Here is a 3290-nt window from a genome sequence, read left to right on the forward strand (position 1 = left end):
CGCTTTTTACATCCACCATGACGCGAGCACGGTGGATCGGTGCAGCGTGATCCACCCTACGAATACCGCGACAGTCAGCATCGGGAACCGCGAGACGCGGGCGCCGGCCAATACCTGCTCAGGCGTAGCTGGCGTTCGGCGGGATAGCGGGCAATCAATCCAGTAACGTGCAAGCCATCACCAGCGCATCTTCGCGGCCGTCCGCCGAGGGGTAGTACGCCCGGCGCCGGCCGACCTCGTTGAACCCGTAACGCTCGTAGAGCCGGTAGGCCGAGGCATTGCTGGCGCGCACCTCGAGAAAGCATTCCCGCCCGCCGCGCTCGCGGGCACGCAGCATCAGGTGCTCGAGCAGGCGCAGGCCAAGTCCGCGTCCCTGGCTTTGCGGCTTGACGGTGATATTGAGCAGGTGCGCCTCGTCGAGAATGACGTTGATCACCCCATGCCCCACCTGCTGCTCGCCCTCGAACATCACCCAGCATTCGTAGGCGCTCAGTGCGTCGGTGAAAATGCCGCGCGTCCAGGGGTGGCTGAAGGCGGCGTATTCGACTTTCAATACGGCATCGATATCCGCCGCGGTCATCGGGCGAAAGCTGACAGCATCACTCATCAAGCGTACTCACGAACCTATGTGCCAGTGCGGCATGCTGCGGCGCAGGGCCTTCCACAGCTCGGCCTTGGCGGCCGGCTGCTCCATCAATTCTTCCAGACCGGGCATCGCCAGCGCGCGGCCCAGCCCTTCGACGGCCAGCTCGCGGTAGCAGGCGTCGACGTCCGCTTCACCGGCGAAACGCAGCGCCGGGCGGCCGATCAGCCAGATGCAGTCGCAACCCATGTGTTCCAGTTCGGCGCCCATCACCCCCTGCACGTAATCGCGTGCCGCCTCCGCGCCCTGGTCGAGACTGCCCTTGTGCAACAGCGGCCAGCGGATCGGCTCGCCATCGCCGACCTGTTGCGGCTTGTCCGGCAGGCGTGCGGCGCGCAGCAGGTCCTTGAGCAGGATGTAGGCCGGATCACGGCTCTGGAAGGATTCGCCGGTGGGCAGTTCCACCACCAGCAGCACGTTGCCGGCGCGCAGCAGCTGCAGCGAGAAGCGTGGCGGCGGCTCGATGGGTTTGGCTGGCTCGGCTGCCTGCTCTTGCGCCGCGACGGCAACCGGCTCCGCCTTCCTGGGCTCCGGCATGGCGATACGCGGACGCGGCGCCTGCGGCTGTTCGACCGCGGGTGCTGCGGGCGGCGCTACGGGCGCCCGTTCCACTACCGGCATGGCTACCGGCGCCTCGGCTACCGGTGCGACGGCAATATCCGGCTCGACGTCGGCGGCGACCGGCATCAGCAGTTCCGGCCGCGACGGCGCAGCGAAGGGCAACTCGGTACGCGGCAGCCAGCTGGCCACCTGCATGGCGTCGAGGTAGGCGCGACGCCGGGCTTCGCTGATCAAACGCCCTCCACCTGCGGATGCGCCTTGGCGCCGACCTGCATCAGGTTAAGCGCGTTGAGATAGGCCTTGGCCGACGCGACGACGATATCGGTATCGGCACCGTTGCCGTTGACGATGCGCCCGCCCTTCTCCAGCCGCACGGTGACTTCGCCCTGGGAATCGGTGCCCTGGGTGATGGCGTTGACCGAATACAGTTGCAGTGTCGCGCCCGATTCGGCAATAGCTTCGATGGCCTTGAAAGTGGCATCGACCGGACCGGAGCCCTGCGCCTCGGCGCTGCGCTCGCTACCGTCGACGCCGAGCACCAGCTTGGCTTCGGGAATCGTGCCGGTCTTGCTCGCCACTTCCAGGCTGGCCAGCTTGAAGTGCTCCGGCGCCTCGTCGGCCAGGGTGTCGGAAACCAGCGCCTGCAGGTCTTCGTCGAAGATTTCGTGCTTCTTGTCCGCCAGTTCCTTGAAGCGGGCGAACGCGGCGTTCAGCTCGTCGCCTTCCAGCACGATGCCCAGCTCATCCAGCCGCGAACGGAACGCGGCGCGCCCGGAGTGCTTGCCCATGACCATCTTGTTGGCGTTCCAGCCGACCGACTGGGCGGACATGATTTCGTAGGTTTCGCGATGCTTGAGCACGCCGTCCTGGTGGATGCCGGACTCGTGGGCGAAGGCATTGGCCCCGACGATGGCCTTGTTCGGCTGCACCGGGAAGCCGGTGATGCCCGAGACCAGGCGCGAGGCGGCGAGGATGTGCTCGGTCTCGATGCGGGTGTGCACGTCAAGCAGGTCCTGGCGGGTCTTGATCGCCATGACGATCTCTTCCAGCGCGGCGTTGCCGGCACGCTCGCCGAGGCCGTTGATGGTGCATTCCACCTGACGCGCGCCAGCCACCACCGCCGCCAGCGAGTTGGCCACGGCCAGACCCAGGTCGTTGTGACAGTGCACGGAGAACACCGCCTTGTCGGCATTGGGGATGCGCTCGAGCAGTTGGCGGATGGTGTCGGCGTACTGGTGAGGAATCGCGTAGCCGACGGTGTCCGGGATGTTGATGGTGCGCGCGCCGGCATCGATGGCGGCCTCGATGATGCGGCAGAGGAAGTCGATCTCCGAGCGGCCGGCGTCTTCGCAGGAGAATTCCACGTCGGCGCACAGGCTGCGTGCCTTGCTCACCGCGCGCACGGCCTGTTCGATCACCTGGTCCGGCTGCATGCGCAGCTTGTACTGCATGTGGATCGGGCTGGTGGCGATGAAGGTGTGGATGCGCCCGGAGTTGGCGCCGGCCAGCGCCTCGGCGGCGCGCTCGATGTCGGCATCGACGGCGCGCGCCAGGCTGCACACGGTGCTGTCCTTGATGTTGTCGGCGACCAGCTTCACCGCGGCGAAGTCGCCGGGGCTGGCGATGGCGAAGCCCGCTTCGATCACGTCCACCTTCAGCCGCTCCAGCGCCCGGGCGATGCGCAGCTTTTCCTCACCGGTCATGGACGCGCCGGGGCTCTGCTCGCCGTCGCGCAGGGTGGTGTCGAAGATGATGACGCGATCGTTGCTGCTCATAGGAAATCCTCACGGCTGCCGAGCGCCTCTGACAGGGCGCTTGTAGTCCGCGGATTGTCGCGTGAAATGAACAAGGCGGGAAGGCGAAGCTGCGTTCGTTGGCTGGATGTCGCTTTTTACATCCACCGCAAGCCGTACAGGGCGGACAACCGCGATGCGTTTTCCATCAGCGTTTCCCATTGGTGGAAAAGCCTTCGGCATTTTCCACCCTACCAAACCACCCGCTTTGGCCCGAAGGCTGGATGTCGCTTTTTACATCCACCGCAAGCCGCGCAGGGCGGAAAACCGCGATGCGTTTTCCATCAGCGCTC

3 protein-coding genes are annotated in these 3290 nt (G+C 66.0%); all 3 read right to left on the reverse strand.

What is annotated here, in order from left to right:
• Positions 1-154 precede the first annotated feature (154 nt).
• The 3 genes from rimI to B597_RS28530 are packed head-to-tail and all read right to left on the reverse strand — an operon-like array spanning position 155 to position 2979.
• A complete protein-coding gene (rimI, locus tag B597_RS28520; RefSeq protein ID WP_003294942.1) occupies positions 155-607 on the reverse strand; it encodes a ribosomal protein S18-alanine N-acetyltransferase in 453 nt (150 codons plus the stop codon).
• A gap of 9 nt (positions 608-616) precedes the next feature.
• Positions 617-1438 carry a hypothetical protein gene (locus B597_RS28525; RefSeq protein WP_003294944.1) on the reverse strand — a complete coding sequence of 274 codons (822 nt, stop codon included), beginning with the start codon at positions 1436-1438 and terminating at the stop codon, positions 617-619.
• A complete protein-coding gene (locus tag B597_RS28530; protein WP_003294946.1) occupies positions 1435-2979 on the reverse strand; it encodes a 2-isopropylmalate synthase in 1545 nt (514 codons plus the stop codon). Before B597_RS28530 ends, B597_RS28525 begins: the two co-directional genes overlap by 4 nt.
• Positions 2980-3290 lie beyond the last annotated feature (311 nt).

Origin of the sequence: Stutzerimonas stutzeri KOS6 (assembly GCF_000307775.2) — a bacterium.
Taxonomy (GTDB): Bacteria; Pseudomonadota; Gammaproteobacteria; order Pseudomonadales; family Pseudomonadaceae; genus Stutzerimonas; species Stutzerimonas stutzeri_B.